This window comes from Streptomyces sp. P6-2-1 (assembly GCF_050613165.1).
Lineage (GTDB): Bacteria > Actinomycetota > Actinomycetes > Streptomycetales > Streptomycetaceae > Streptomyces.
This window is the reverse complement of sequence record NZ_CP192513.1, coordinates 3,040,095-3,052,841: the sequence shown is the minus strand read 5'-3', so window position 1 is coordinate 3,052,841 and position 12,747 is coordinate 3,040,095. Positions and strand designations below refer to the sequence as shown.

Annotated in this window: 11 protein-coding genes and 1 riboswitch; of the genes, 7 read left to right on the top strand and 4 right to left on the bottom strand. The window is 72.7% G+C overall.

Annotation, left to right across the window (positions count from 1 at the left end):
• Positions 1–69 precede the first annotated feature (69 nt).
• Complete coding sequence (gene nagA, locus ACQYWQ_RS13100; RefSeq protein WP_431034665.1) at positions 70–1,242, bottom strand: N-acetylglucosamine-6-phosphate deacetylase; 1,173 nt, start codon at positions 1,240–1,242, stop codon at positions 70–72.
• On the bottom strand, positions 1,242–2,174 hold the full coding sequence (locus ACQYWQ_RS13095) for an ROK family protein (protein ID WP_431034664.1): 933 nt from the start codon (positions 2,172–2,174) through the stop codon (positions 1,242–1,244). Before ACQYWQ_RS13095 ends, nagA begins: the two co-directional genes overlap by 1 nt.
• 526 nt (positions 2,175–2,700) lie before the next feature.
• On the opposite strand from ACQYWQ_RS13095, the gene ACQYWQ_RS13090 reads away from it, so the two are divergent.
• Positions 2,701–2,997 (top strand): DUF3263 domain-containing protein, encoded by a 297-nt coding sequence (locus ACQYWQ_RS13090; RefSeq protein WP_431034662.1) that lies wholly within the window; start codon positions 2,701–2,703, stop codon positions 2,995–2,997.
• Between the two features lie 35 nt (positions 2,998–3,032).
• On the top strand, positions 3,033–3,893 hold the full coding sequence (gene otsB, locus ACQYWQ_RS13085) for a trehalose-phosphatase (RefSeq protein WP_431034660.1): 861 nt from the start codon (positions 3,033–3,035) through the stop codon (positions 3,891–3,893).
• Between the two features lie 26 nt (positions 3,894–3,919).
• Here otsB and ACQYWQ_RS13080 read toward each other — a convergent pair whose 3' ends face one another.
• Both ACQYWQ_RS13080 and ACQYWQ_RS13075 read right to left on the bottom strand, forming a co-directional pair.
• The gene (locus ACQYWQ_RS13080) at positions 3,920–5,374 is read right to left on the bottom strand and encodes an alpha,alpha-trehalose-phosphate synthase (UDP-forming) (RefSeq protein ID WP_431034658.1); all 1,455 of its coding nucleotides are present in this window, start codon (positions 5,372–5,374) and stop codon (positions 3,920–3,922) included.
• Between the two features lie 170 nt (positions 5,375–5,544).
• The gene (locus ACQYWQ_RS13075) at positions 5,545–6,495 is read right to left on the bottom strand and encodes a glucosyl-3-phosphoglycerate synthase (RefSeq protein WP_431034656.1); all 951 of its coding nucleotides are present in this window, start codon (positions 6,493–6,495) and stop codon (positions 5,545–5,547) included.
• 219 nt (positions 6,496–6,714) lie between these two features.
• A riboswitch (SAM riboswitch) is annotated at positions 6,715–6,870 on the top strand.
• 16 nt (positions 6,871–6,886) lie between these two features.
• On the opposite strand from ACQYWQ_RS13075, the gene thrC reads away from it, so the two are divergent.
• From thrC to ACQYWQ_RS13050, 5 genes are all read left to right on the top strand, one after another.
• Positions 6,887–8,182, top strand: coding sequence for a threonine synthase (gene thrC, locus ACQYWQ_RS13070; RefSeq protein ID WP_431034655.1), 1,296 nt, complete (start codon positions 6,887–6,889; stop codon positions 8,180–8,182).
• A gap of 61 nt (positions 8,183–8,243) precedes the next feature.
• Positions 8,244–8,522 carry a MoaD/ThiS family protein gene (locus ACQYWQ_RS13065; RefSeq protein WP_431034653.1) on the top strand — a complete coding sequence of 93 codons (279 nt, stop codon included), beginning with the start codon at positions 8,244–8,246 and terminating at the stop codon, positions 8,520–8,522.
• Positions 8,523–9,046: 524 nt separating this feature from the next.
• A complete protein-coding gene (locus ACQYWQ_RS13060) occupies positions 9,047–9,250 on the top strand; it encodes a cold-shock protein (protein ID WP_008747198.1) in 204 nt (67 codons plus the stop codon).
• 416 nt (positions 9,251–9,666) lie between these two features.
• The gene (gene groL / locus ACQYWQ_RS13055) at positions 9,667–11,289 is read left to right on the top strand and encodes a chaperonin GroEL (RefSeq protein WP_431034652.1); all 1,623 of its coding nucleotides are present in this window, start codon (positions 9,667–9,669) and stop codon (positions 11,287–11,289) included.
• Between the two features lie 634 nt (positions 11,290–11,923).
• Entirely contained in the window at positions 11,924–12,724 is an 801-nt protein-coding gene (locus tag ACQYWQ_RS13050; protein WP_431034651.1) for a response regulator transcription factor, read from the top strand.
• The last annotated feature ends 23 nt before the right edge of the window (positions 12,725–12,747 follow it).

The window sequence follows — 12,747 nt, the reverse complement described above, 5'->3', positions numbered from 1 at the left end:
CCTACGGGGCGCTTCGGCGCCGCGGGAACGGGAGCCGCTTCGCTCCGGCGCGGCCCCGCTCCGTTCTGGTCAGCCCCGCGTCCCCGCGCTCACCGGTTCCGGCGCCACGATCCACCGTCCCTTGCGCAGCACCCCCGCGACCTCGAAGCCCGCGTCGAGCACCACGACGTCCGCGTCCTTGCCCGGCTCCAGGGAGCCCACACGGTCCGCGAGGCCGAGCAGGCGGGCCGGGTTCGCGCTCAGCGCCCGTACCGCCGCGTCGATACCGAGGCCGTCGACCGTCACCGCGCGCGTGAGCGCACGGTCCATCGTGAGCGTCGAGCCCGCGATCGAACCGCCCTCCGTGAGCCGCGCGACCCCGTCCACGACATCGACCTCCAGCGGCCCGAGCAGGTACCGCCCGTCGCCGAAGCCCGCCGCGTCCATCGCGTCCGTCACGAACGCGACCCGGTCCGCCCCCTTGTGACGGAAGGCCAGCTCCAGCGCGGCAGGGTGCAGGTGCGTGCCGTCGTTGATCAGCTCGACCGTGACCCGCTCGTCCTCCAGGAGCGCCGCGACGGGCCCCGGCTCGCGGTGCCCCAGCGGCGGCATCGCGTTGAACAGGTGCGTCGCCACCGTCGCGCCCGCTTCGATCGCCTCGACGGTCTGCTCGTACGTCGCGTCCGTGTGCCCGATCGCCGCGATCACGCCCTGCTCGACGAGCAGCCGCACCGAGTCCAGCCCACCGGGCAGCTCCGTCGCGAGCGTCATCATCCGCGCCTGCCCGCGCGCGGCGGCGAGCAGCTTCGCGACCTCCGAGGGGTCCGGATTCCGAAGAAGCGCCTCGCTGTGCGCGCCCTTGCGGCACGGCGAGATGAACGGCCCCTCGAAGTGGATGCCCGCCAGCTCACCGTCCTCCGAAAGCTCCGAGAGCAGCCCGGCCCGCTCCGCGAGCGTGTCCAGCTCGCCGGTCACGGTCGAGGCGACGACCGTCGTCGAGCCGTGCGCGCGGTGCGTGGCGAGCGCGGTGCGTACGTCCTCGACGCCCCCCGCGCCGAACGCGGCCCCGCCGCCCCCGTGGTTGTGGATGTCGACGAAACCGGGCACGAGCCAGTGCCCGCGCAGGTCGATCTCGGGCGCGCCTTCGGGAGCGCGCTCCGCGATCCGCTCCCCGGCCACGACGAGCCTGCCGTCCGGCACCTGCCCCGAGGGCAGGACCACGGTGGCGCCGGTCAGGACGGTGTACTCGGTGCTGGCAGCCATCAGGCGCTTACCTCCGTGGCGAGTAGGTCCCAGGCGAGCAGGCCCGCGCCGAGGCAGCCCGCCGTGTCCCCGAGCGCGGCGGGCACGATCTCGGGAAGCGCCTGGAAGGTGACGCGCTCGGCGACGGCCGCGCGCAGCGGTGTGAACAAGGTTTCCCCGGCCTCGGCGAGCCCGCCACCGATGATCAGCGTCCGGGGGTCGAGCAGGGTGACGGCGATGAGCAGTCCGTCGGCGAGCGCGGCGACGGCCTCCTCCCACACGGCCACCGCACGCGGGTCCCCGGCGACGACGGCCCGCGCGCAGTCCGCCGCGGTCGCCTCCGGGTCCCCGCTCGCCTCCGCCCACGCGGCGGTGACGGCCGAGGCCGAGGCGAGCCGCTCCAGGCAGCCGCGCTGCCCGCAGCCGCACGGCGGCCCCTGCGGGCGCACCACGACGTGCCCCAGCTCACCGGCCGAACCGTGCGCGCCCGGTTCGATGACCCCGTTGATGCCGTACGCGCCCGCGATGCCCGTACCGAGGGCGAGGAAGAAGAACCGGTCGGCCCCGTGGCCCGCGCCCAGCCGCCCCTCGGCGATCCCGCCGGTCCGTACGTCGTGGCCGAGCGCGACCGGTACGCCGCCGAGCCGCTCGCTCAGCAGGGCGCGCAGCGGCACGTTCTCCCAGCCGAGATTGGCCGAGAAGACGGCGACGCCCTTCTCGGTGTCCACCACGCCCGGGATCGCTATCCCGACCGCGCTCGCCCCCTCGCCGAACCGCTCGCTGCCGTACGCGAACAACTCGGCGGCGAAGGCGAGGATGCCCTCGACCACCGCCCCGGGCCCCTGCTCGCGCCCGGTGCGCCGCCGCTCCTCGTGCAGCAGCTCACCCGCCGCCCCGACCAGGGCGGCCTTGATCCCGGTGCCGCCCACATCGAGGGCGATGACATGTTTCACGTGAAACAGTTTGGCGCCTCAACTGGAAGAGGTCTAGTCCATTCGCGTGGCGAAGTTGCCGGAGACGAGGCTTCACCCACGTCCGAGCCACAGCTGGCCCCGCCCCGAGCCGCACTCGGCCCTGGGCCGCAGTCGGCCCTGGGCCGCAGTCGGCCCTGGGCCGCAGTCGGTCCTGGGCCGTGGTTGGTCCCGAGCCGCAGTCGGTCCTGGGCCGTGGTTGGTCCCGAGCCGCAGTCGGTCCTGGGCCGCAGTCGGTCCTGGGCCGCAGTCGGTCCTGGGCCGTGGTTGGCCCTGGGCCGCAGTTGTCCCCGCCCCGAGCCGCAGTTGGCCCCGAGCCGCAGTTGGCCCTGGGCCGCAGTCGGTCCTGGGCCGGGGCAGAGCTGGTCCTGGGCCGGGGCAGCCCTGGGCCGTGGTTGGCCCTGGGCCGCAGTCGGTCCTGGGCCGGGGCAGCCCCGAGCCGCAGTCGGACCTGAGCCGCCCCGGCCCGTCCACGCCGGCCCCCCCACGCTGGCCTACGCTTGCGGGGATGAGCACCGCACCTCAGGACGACGACCCTGAACGGGAGCCCCCCACCGCCCCCCTCGCCCCGTCGGTCCCGCCCGCCCTCTCCGCGCGCGACCGCGACGTCCTCGCCCTCGAAGGCGAGAGCTTCACCGGGCCCGGCGCCAAGGAGCGGGCCGTGCGTGAGCGCCTCGGCATGTCACCGACCCGCTACTACCAGCTCCTCAACGCCCTTCTCGACGACCCCGCGGCCGAGGCGCACGCCCCCGTCACCGTCCACCGCCTGCGCCGCGTACGGGAGGCACGCCGGGCGGAGCGGTGAGGCGAGCGCACACCCGGCGGCCTAGAGTGCGGCCCATGACCGCAGCGCGTGACTCGCACTCCTCCCGTTCCCCGCTCCCCGAGCCCGTGACCGAGGCCGGGCGGACCGGGCTGCGGGCCGTACTCGACGAGCCAGCGACGGCCGTCGTGGCGCTCGACTTCGACGGCACGCTCGCCGACATCGTCCCCGACCCCGACTCCGCGCGCGCCCGCCCCGGCGCCGTCGAAGCGCTCGCACGCCTCGCCCCGCACGTCCGCTCCCTCGCCGTCGTCACCGGGCGCCCCGCCGAGACCGCCGTCCGCTACGGCGGCTTCGCGCACGTCCCGGGGCTCGACCGCCTCGTCGTCCTCGGCCTGTACGGCGCCGAGCGCTGGGAAGCCGCGAGCGGCGAACTCACCGCCCCGCCCCCGCCCCCAGGACTCACCGCGGCGCGCGCCGAACTCCCCGCCGTGCTGGAGGCGAACGGGGACTTCGCCGGGCTGTGGACCGAGGACAAGGGCCAGGCCGTCGCCGTGCACACGCGCCGCGCCGAGGACCCGCAGGCCGCGTACGAAGCACTGCTCGCCCCGCTCACCGCCCTCGCCGAACGGCACGGCCTGATCGTCGAACCGGGCCGTATGGTCCTGGAGTTGCGCCCGCCGGGCATGGACAAGGGCAAGGCGCTCACGAGCTACCTCGACGAGGTCGGCGCCGCCTCCGTGCTCTACGCGGGCGACGACCTCGGCGACCTCGCGGCCTACGCCGCCGTCGAAGCGGGCCGCCCCGCCCGCCCCGGCCTCCTCATCGCCTCCGGCACCGAGGTCACCGAACTCACCGTCCGCGCCGACCTGCCCCTCGCCGGCGGCCCCGAAGAGGTCGTCGCCTTCCTGTCCACCCTCGCCGACACCCTGTCCTGAGCCCGGCACACCCGCTCACCCACGGCCTACGCCCCGCCCAGCGCCTCCAGTTGCTCCATGAACCACCTCCCCGGTGGCAGTGCCGTCGCCGTCTCCGCCAGGCGCTTCGTGTGCGCCGTCCGGGACTCCGGGTCCTGGGTGAGCGCCGTGTGCAGGGCCTCGGCCGTCGCCGAGACGTCGTACGGGTTCACCACCACCGCGTCGGCGCCCAACTCCTCGTACGCGCCCGCCTCCCGCGACAGCACGAGCGCCACGCCCGCGTCCGAGACGACAGGGACCTCCTTCGCCACGAGGTTCATGCCGTCCCGGATCGGGTTGACCAACGCCACGTCCGCGAGGCGGTACGCCGCGAGCGAGCGCGGGAAATCGTCGTCCACCTTGAGCAGGACAGGCGTCCAGTCCGCCGTACCGAACTCGTCGTTGATGTCCTGCGCGACCCGCTCCACCTCCGCCGTGTACGCCCGGTACACCTCCAGGTCCTGCCGGGACGGGTACGCGAAGGCCAGGTGCACGACCCGCCCGCGCCAGTCGGGACGGTCCGTCAGCAGCCGCCGGTAGGCGTACAGCCCGCGCACGATGTTCTTCGACAGCTCCGTACGGTCCACCCGCACGATCGTGCGCCGCCCCTCGCCGCCGATCTCCGAGCGCAGCGCGGCGATCCGCTCGTCCACGTCCGCCTGATGCGCCCGCCCCCGCAGGAAGTCGGCGTCCGCGCCGAGCCCGTGCACCGCGACCTCGGTCCGGCCCGTACCGCCGACGAGCGCGTCCGCGCAGGCCGTGAAGGCGTCCGCCCAGCGACGCGTGAGGAAACCCGCGTGATCCGCGCCGAGAATCCCGCGCAGCACCTGCTCGGCGACGTCGTCGGGCAACAGCCGGTAGTAGTCGAGCGGCGCCCAGGGCGTGTGCGAGAAGTGCGCGATGCGCAGATCGGGACGCAACGCGCGCAACATCCCCGGCACGAGCACGAGGTGGTAGTCCTGCACGAGCACCGCCGCTCCCTCGGCGGCCTGCGCCGCGAGCGCTTCGGCGAAGGCGCGGTTGTACGACTCGAACGAGGCCCAGCGCGCACGGAACTCCGGGCCGAAAGCGGGCTCCAAGGGGGTCTGCCACAGCATGTGATGGGCGAACCACAGCACGGAGTTGGCGATGTCGTTGTACGCCTCGTGCTGCGTACGCGGATCGATCCCCAGCATGTGGACACGACGGCCGCCCGTGTCCGCCGGGTCCAGCTCGCCGCCCGAGCGGCGGGCCGCCTCGCGGTCCGCGTCGCTCAGCGCCGCGCACACCCACACGGCGTCGACCTCGGGCCCGATCGCCGACAGCCCCGAGACGAGCCCGCCACCGCCGCGCTTGGCCGTCAGCTCCCCGTGCGCGCCGAACGCGTACGAGACGGGCCCGCGGTTGGAGGCGAGGAGGACGGCGGCGCCGGTGCCGGTGCCGGTGCCGGTGGTGGCGGGGCGGGTGGGGTCGTCAGTAGGCATGCTGGATTCCTCGCCTCGGGATCATGGGCTCAAACGTGCGAGCCCGTATACCGGCAGACAACTGCCACAACTGCCATTTCTGTCACCCTTCCCGCGGAAACGGCCCGGCGTCGCAGGCGCCCCGCGCCCGGGCCGCCCGGCGGGCGCCCCCACCGCCGCCCCGCCGCCCCTCAGGCCGCCGCCCTGCGCTCCGTGTACTCGGGGATCTCCCGCATCGGCGGCCGCTCCTCCGTGTCCACGCGGTGCGTGTGCGCCTCGAAACCGCCCTCGGGCGCACGCTCGAACTGCGTCAGCTCCGGCCGTACGAGATGACCGCGCGCGAGCCGCACCTGCGCCGTGCGGTAGATCGTCGCCGCCATGCGGCCCAGGGCGTGTCCGTCCTGGTGGCGGTGCACCCGCACCCCCACGTCCACCTGCGCGAGCGCGTCCAGCCCCACCGTGTGCAGCGCGTCCACGAGGAGACCCAGCTCGACCCCGTACCCCACGGGGAACGGCAGCTGTTCGAGGAGCGAGCGCCGCGCCGCGTACTCCCCGCCCAGCGGCTGCACGAAACCCGAGAGCCGCGGCCAGTGCATATTGAGCAGCGGGCGCGCCATCATCTCCGTCACGCGGCCGCCCTGGCCCGGCTCGGAGCCCAGCGGGCGGTCGTACATCGCCTTCACGAAGTGCACGTCCTGCTCGGCGAGGAGCGGACCGAGGATGCCGGTCACGAAAGCGGACCTGAAGTCCTTGAGATCCGCGTCGACGAAACAGATCAGGTCGCTCTCGGTCGCGAGCAGCGAGCGCCACAGCACCTCGCCCTTGCCCGGCACGGTCGGCAGCCGCGGCAGCACCGCGTCCCTGTGCACGACCCGCGCCCCGGCCGCGCGCGCGACCTCCGCGGTGCGGTCCGTGGAGCCCGAGTCGAGGACGACGAGTTCGTCGACGAGAGGGACGGCGTCGACGAGTTCACGCCGGATGACGTCGACGATCGCGCCGACGGTCGCCTCCTCGTTCAGGGCGGGGAGGACGACGGCCACCGAGGTCCCCGCGGCACGTTTGAGCGCGGCGAGCCGCTCCACGGGCCAGTCGTTCGCGGTCCAGGAGCGGCGCTCCAGCCAGCGTTCCACCTCTTCGATCACGGCGTCTGTCCCCTCGTGCGTGCGGACCCGGTGCCGGGTCCCCGGACTGCCGCCCCTGCGGAGGGCGCCGGTGAGACCTTCATCTCGGCGTGCGGACGGCTCTCTCCACGATCCAGGGCTTCGGTTACAGTCTTGAACAACGCGGGTGACCATCCCATGTCGGGGTGCGCTGTCACCTTGTGTCACAAACGCTCCGGGCCCGAAGCCCGGGTGCCACAACGCTCATCCAGAGGGGCAGAGGGATACGGCCCGTTGAAGCCCCGGCAACCCTCCAGCCAGTCTCCGCGCGGTTCGTCGATACCGCCACCGAAGGCCCTGGCTCGGGAAGGTGCCAATTCCGTCTCGCGGCGAGATGCGCCGCGGGGAAGATGAGGAGAGAGGGCCTCCCCACATGGCTGTGCAAGCCGCCGAAATCCCGCAGAACACCACCTCCGCCGTCGACCTCGGCCCCGCTGTCGCGCTCTCCTGCCGCGAGTGCGGCGAGCGCTTCCCGCTCGGCCCGATCTTCGCCTGCGAGAGCTGCTTCGGTCCTCTTGAGGTCGCCTACGAGCTTCCCTCCGGCGACGTCGAAGAACTGCGCCGCGCGATCGAGGCGGGCCCCAAGAACATCTGGCGTTACGCCCCGTTGCTCCCCGTGCCCGCCGACGTGGCGAGCCACCCCAGCACCAACCCCGGACTCACGCAACTCGTGAAGGCGGACCGGCTCGCCAAGGAACTCGGCGTCACCGGCGGCCTCTACGTCAAGGACGACTCCGGCAACCCCACGCACTCCTTCAAGGACCGCGTCGTCGCGATCGCCGTCGAAGCCGCGCGCGCCTTCGGTTTCACGACCCTGTCCTGCTCGTCGACGGGCAACCTCGCCGGAGCCGTCGGCGCCGCCGCCGCGCGCGCGGGCTTCCGCTCCTGCGTCTTCATCCCGCACGACCTGGAGCAGGGCAAGGTCGTCATGGCGGCCGTCTACGGCGGCGACCTCGTCGGCATCGAGGGCACGTACGACGACGTGAACCGTTTCTGCTCCGAGCTGATCGGCGACCCGCTCGGCGAGGGCTGGGGCTTCGTCAACGTCAATCTGCGCCCGTACTACGGCGAGGGCTCGAAGACGCTCGCGTACGAGATCTGCGAGCAGCTCGGCTGGGAGATCCCCGACCAGATCGTCATTCCGGTCGCTTCCGGCTCGCAGCTGACGAAGATCGACAAGGGGCTGAAGGAACTGATCAAACTCGGCCTCGTCGCGGACAAGCCGTACAAGATCTTCGGCGCCCAGGCCGAGGGCTGCTCGCCGGTGTCGACCGCGTACAAGGCCGGGCACGACGTCGTGCGCCCGCAGAAGCCGAAGACGATCGCGAAGTCCCTCGCGATCGGCAACCCGGCCGACGGCCCCTACGTGCTCGACATCGCCCGCCGCACCGGCGGCGCCGTCGAGGACGTGGACGACGAGCAGGTCGTGGACGCGATCAAGCTCCTCGCGCGCACCGAGGGCATCTTCGCCGAGACGGCGGGCGGCGTCACGGTCGGTGTCACGCGCAAGCTCATCGAGAACGGGCAGCTCGACCCCGCCCTGACCACCGTCGTGCTCAACACGGGCGACGGCCTCAAGACCCTCGACGCGGTCGCCCCGACCACGGGACCCACCGCGACGATCCGCCCCGACCTGGACGCCTTCCGCGCCGCCGGTCTCGCGGGCTGATCCCCCTCCCCCTGAACTTCCCCCTCCCGCGCTGACCTCGTTGACCGAGAAAGGCCACGCCATGAGCGTTTCCGTTCGTATTCCGACCATCCTGCGCACCTACACCGGCGGCCAGGCCGAGGTGCCCGCCGAGGGCACCACCGTCGCCGAGGTCCTCGCCGACCTGGAGCGCAACCACACGGGCATCTCCGCCCGCGTCCTCGACGACGGCGGCAAGCTCCGCCGCTTCGTCAACCTCTACGTCAACGACGACGACATCCGCTTCGAGCAGGGCCTCGACACGGCCACGCCGGACGGCGCGGGGATCTCGATCATCCCGGCGGTCGCCGGCGGCTGCTGAACCGGCCGTACGGGGCTACGGGGCGGGGCGGCCGCGCGGCCACGGGTCGCGGCGCCCCGCGCCGCCCGCCGGACGGCCGCCGTCCGCCCCCGTACCCCTCGCTCCACTCCTGCCCCCTCCGCACCACAAGCGGAGGGGGCAATTCCATGAGATTCGCAGGAGTAGAGTCGGGGTATTGCTCTGCCCCTTTCTTCACGGCGGCTCCCGGAATCCCTCGCGCCGCATGCGCACCTGTCGGAGATCTGGCGAGCAATTCCGCTTTTCGCGCCGCCTCTTTGCGGCTTTACGTTCCTTTTGCCTGGCCCGACGTGTCCTGAACTCCCGTGAATTCTCCAGCCATGTCGGGATGCGATCCGGGCTGAATTCTCGTCCGACTGACCTGTTGCGGACGGCAGTTGGGCAGATACATTCAGCGGCGGTCGACGCGTTCCGGCGCAGCCCCAGGCGATTCCCGCAGGGGTGAGGTCTGACCCGGGTGCGCGAAGTGCGTTCCTGTGCAAGGGCCAGTAATAGGGGAGTTAGGCATGGCTCAGGGCACCGTCAAGTGGTTCAACGCGGAGAAGGGCTACGGCTTCATCGCGGTCGACGGTGGTGCGGATGTATTCGTCCACTACAGCGCGATCCAGATGGACGGTTACCGCACCCTGGAGGAGGGTCAGCGGGTCGAGTTCGAGATCTCGCAGGGCCAGAAGGGCCCGCAGGCGGACATGGTCCGCGCTGCCGCCTGAACAGCGCTCCGACCGGTACGCGACCGCGCGGCCGCGTACGGCACGACATGACGAGCACGGGCGAGGGCCCGCACCCGGCGACGGGGGCGGGCCCTCGCCGCGCGTACCCGCACGTAGTCGCGCGTACCCGCACGTACGGGGTCGCGCGTACCCGCACGGGTGGCGTCGCGCGTACCCGCACGGGTGGCATGGGGCGGGCCGGGGGCGGGTAGGGCCCACGCAAGTGGCTTGCACTCGATGGGGCCGAGTGCTAATCATTAGCGTTAGCACTCTGACGTTGAGAGTGACAGAGAGACCGGGTCGGTGAGGCCCGGAGGCCCCGCCGTGGCAAGGAATTCGGCGCGGGTCCCAGGCCGTCCGTCGCGGGCGCCACACGGTCCCTCAGCCCACCCCGTGTCCTGGGAGGACCACTTCACATGGCCAAGATCATCGCGTTCGACGAGGAGGCGCGGCGCGGCCTTGAGCGCGGTATGAACCAGCTCGCCGACGCCGTCAAGGTGACCCTCGGCCCCAAGGGCCGCAACGTCGTCCTGGAGAAGAAGTGGGGCGCCCCCACGATCACCAACGATGGTGTTTCCATCGCCAAGGAGATCGAGCTGGAGGACCCGTACGAGAAGATCGGCGCCGAGCTGGTCAAGGAGGTCGCGAAGAAGACGGACGACGTCGCCGGTGACGGCACGACGACCGCGACCGTCCTGGCCCAGGCCCTGGTCCGCGAGGGCCTGCGCAACGTGGCCGCCGGCGCCAACCCGATGGCCCTGAAGCGCGGCATCGAGCAGGCCGTCGAGGCCGTCTCCGGCGCGCTCCTGGAGCAGGCCAAGGACGTGGAGACCAAGGAGCAGATCGCCTCCACGGCCTCCATCTCCGCCGCCGACACCCAGATCGGCGAGCTGATCGCCGAGGCGATGGACAAGGTGGGCAAGGAAGGCGTCATCACCGTCGAGGAGTCCCAGACCTTCGGTCTGGAGCTGGAACTCACCGAGGGCATGCGCTTCGACAAGGGCTACATCTCGGCGTACTTCGCCACCGACATGGAGCGGATGGAGGCGTCGCTCGACGACCCGTACATCCTCATCGCGAACTCCAAGATCAGCAACGTGAAGGACCTCCTTCCGCTGCTGGAGAAGGTCATGCAGTCCGGCAAGCCGCTGCTGATCATCGCCGAGGACGTCGAGGGCGAGGCGCTCTCCACCCTGGTCGTCAACAAGATCCGCGGCACCTTCAAGTCCGTCGCGGTCAAGGCGCCCGGCTTCGGTGACCGCCGCAAGGCCATGCTCGGCGACATCGCCATCCTCACGGGTGGCCAGGTCATCTCCGAGGAGGTCGGCCTCAAGCTGGAGAACGCCGGCATCGAGCTGCTCGGCCGCGCCCGCAAGGTCGTCATCACCAAGGACGAGACGACCATCGTGGACGGCGCCGGCGACAGCGAGCAGGTCGCGGGCCGCGTCAACCAGATCCGCGCCGAGATCGAGAACAGCGACTCGGACTACGACCGCGAGAAGCTCCAGGAGCGCCTGGCGAAGCTCGCCGGTGGCGTCGCCGTCATCAAGGCCGGTGCCGCGACCGAGGTCGAGCTGAAGGAGCGCAAGCACCGCATCGAGGACGCCGTGCGCAACGCCAAGGCGGCCGTCGAGGAGGGCATCGTCGCCGGTGGTGGCGTGGCCCTGCTCCAGGCCTCCTCGGTCTTCGACAAGCTGGAGCTGGAGGGCGACGAGGCGACCGGTGCGGCCGCCGTCAAGACCGCCCTGGAGGCCCCGCTCAAGCAGATCGCCGTCAACGCCGGCCTCGAAGGCGGCGTCGTGGTGGAGAAGGTCCGCAACCTTGAGGTCGGCTACGGCCTCAACGCCGCGACCGGCGAGTACGTGAACATGATCGCCGAGGGCATCCTCGACCCGGCCAAGGTCACGCGCTCCGCCCTCCAGAACGCGGCCTCCATCGCCGCGCTCTTCCTCACCACCGAGGCCGTCATCGCCGACAAGCCGGAGAAGGCCGCTCCGGCCGCTCCGGGCGGCATGCCGGGCGGTGACATGGACTTCTGATCCGGCACACCCCTGCCACCGCGGTGGCAGGGACCGGATGAGGGTTCCCCGGGGCCCGTACGTCTGCGGACGTACGGGCCCCGGCCGCGTGCGGACGTACGGGCCCCGGCCGCGTGCGGGCACGGAGTACGGGGCGGGGGGCGTGGCCGCGGGCACGGGCACGGGGGGCGGGTGTGGGCACGGGGGGCGGGCGTGGGGCCGTGTCGGCTCGTACTCGTACGGCTTCGGGGCGGCCCGCGCCCGTACGGCCCCCGGCTCGCCCGCCCCGTACCCGTACCCGCCCCGTACCCGTACGAGGTACGAGGTACGAGAAGAAGCGGCACCTCCCGGTCCAGGAGATGCCGCTTCGTCGTGTGGCCGACCGTCCGCGTTCCCCCGGGGGCCGCGGGTGTGCCGGGTGCGGCCCGCGTCGCTTCCCCCGAATCCGGCGCGGGCGGGCGGCCCGGTACCACCGCCCCGTTCCGGACGGTCGTCACCGGGACAGAATGCCGTGAACGGGCGCGGCAGGGTATGAGTACTTCTACCCACAGCTCGGCCGCGGCCGGTACGGACACCGCGGCCGGTGGGCCACGCCGGTCGGACACCGCGGCCGGTGGGCCCATGCCGGTACGGACTTCACGGAGGGAGCGGGACGATGGACGGCGCCGACGCGGACCCGGTCGCGCTCGCCCGGCTGCTCGCACTCGCCGTCGCCGCGCTCCACGAGACCCGCCCCGAACAGCTGTGGTCCCTCGCCTTCACCGAACTCCTCGACGCGCTCGACGCCGACCTCGCCGTCCGCAAGGCGGAGGAATGGAACCCCGGCGAGGGCACCGTCAGGCTCTGGACCCCCGAGGGCCCCGCCCACCACCTGCTCGGCCCCGAGCAACTCGACGTGATCCGTACCGGCTACCCCTTCGCCGACCGCTACACCGCGGGCCACCCACTCGAACCCCTCACCGCGCGCGCCACCGCCGGAGCCCACGCGTGGCGCCACGCCGCCCCCGCGGGGCAGCTGCGCGACGCGCTCGGCTCGACGGACATCCTCGCCCTGCCGCTCCCGCGGCCCGAGCGCGGCGCCATCAACGGCTGCCTCCTGCACCGCACCGGCCGCCGCCCCTTCACCTCCGCCCATCTCGCCTACGCCCGCCGCGCCCAGCCCGTATTCGCCGCGGTCGAGGCACACGCCCGCCACCTGCGCGCCTGGCGCACACCCCCCGACGCGCCGGACGCGGCGGCGGTACGGGAGGAACGCGCCGCCGCACTCGGCCTCACCCCACGCGAGATCACCGTCCTCGTGCTGCTCGCCGAGGCCCGCACCGCGAGCGCCATCGCGCAACGGCTCGGCATCTCGCCCCGTACCGTCCACCGCCACCTCGCCCACCTCTACCGCAAGTTCGGCACGAGGGACCGGCTCGCGACAGTGCTGCGGGCGCGCGAGACCGGGGTGCTGTGAGCGCCGGTTCCTTTGGAGGACCG

Coding starts and splice junctions, on each gene's coding strand:
- nagA (WP_431034665.1), bottom strand. CDS start 1,242: ATGGCTGCCAGCACCGAGTACACCGTCCTGACCGGCGCCACCGTGGTC.
- ACQYWQ_RS13090 (WP_431034662.1), top strand. CDS start 2,701: ATGAGCACCGCACCTCAGGACGACGACCCTGAACGGGAGCCCCCCACC.
- otsB (WP_431034660.1), top strand. CDS start 3,033: ATGACCGCAGCGCGTGACTCGCACTCCTCCCGTTCCCCGCTCCCCGAG.
- ACQYWQ_RS13080 (WP_431034658.1), bottom strand. CDS start 5,374: ATGCCTACTGACGACCCCACCCGCCCCGCCACCACCGGCACCGGCACC.
- thrC (WP_431034655.1), top strand. CDS start 6,887: ATGGCTGTGCAAGCCGCCGAAATCCCGCAGAACACCACCTCCGCCGTC.
- ACQYWQ_RS13065 (WP_431034653.1), top strand. CDS start 8,244: ATGAGCGTTTCCGTTCGTATTCCGACCATCCTGCGCACCTACACCGGC.
- ACQYWQ_RS13060 (WP_008747198.1), top strand. CDS start 9,047: ATGGCTCAGGGCACCGTCAAGTGGTTCAACGCGGAGAAGGGCTACGGC.
- groL (WP_431034652.1), top strand. CDS start 9,667: ATGGCCAAGATCATCGCGTTCGACGAGGAGGCGCGGCGCGGCCTTGAG.
- ACQYWQ_RS13050 (WP_431034651.1), top strand. CDS start 11,924: ATGGACGGCGCCGACGCGGACCCGGTCGCGCTCGCCCGGCTGCTCGCA.